Below are 690 nucleotides of genomic sequence, written 5' to 3' on the forward strand. Positions count from 1 at the left end.
TGATCCCACAACGCGACCCATAGGAAAGCGTTGTGCTGAGTTTCGAACGCGACCTGCAGAGCGACCCTTAGGGAGCGATGCATTGAGTTTGAGGAAAGCGTTGTGCTGAGTTTCGAACGCGATCCGTAGAGAGCCATAACCTTACCCACAAGTTGAATAAGATTTTAGAATCATAAGGCTCAAAAACGCACATTTTTCAAGTGTTCCGACAAGAATGAGTCTTTTTACTTGCAAAAAGCATGTTTTTCTGATAGAGAAAAGTCTTCCGAATTTCTCCACCTCCGCCCCCACCCAAAAATAAGGGTGGGAACTCAGTTTTACAGAGGATTTGTCGTAATTCCCACAGATTTAATATTGAAATCTAAATACTTGTGGGTAAGGTTATGGTAGAGAGCGTTTTACTGAGTTCAAGAAGTGAGACGCTGAGTTTCCAGAGCGACCCTTAGGAGCGATGCATTGAGTTTGAGAAAGCGTTGTGCTGAGTTCATTCCTTTTACGTTCATTCACGTTATTTTACATTTTCAAAGTCTGGTCGTAACACCTCTAAATTTCCCACATTGATTACTCGAACGCATGAAAATAGTATTAGAAAATGAATAGGTGATTTTACAAAGACTCAGAAATTTTCAAAAAATTATATCTAACTTGAAATCGTTGGCTTTTTTGTGTGAGATCCCACATTTTAAATTT

Annotated in this window: 1 pseudogene; it reads right to left on the reverse strand. The window is 39.7% G+C overall.

Going from position 1 to position 690, the window contains the following annotated elements:
• Positions 1 to 317: 317 nt before the first annotated feature.
• Positions 318 to 389 (reverse strand): annotated as a pseudogene (locus LEP1GSC049_RS2000000229390) (Imm7 family immunity protein); the annotation flags it as partial.
• Positions 390 to 690: the final 301 nt, after the last annotated feature.

Source organism: Leptospira kirschneri serovar Cynopteri str. 3522 CT, from assembly GCF_000243695.2.
Lineage (GTDB): Bacteria > Spirochaetota > Leptospiria > Leptospirales > Leptospiraceae > Leptospira > Leptospira kirschneri.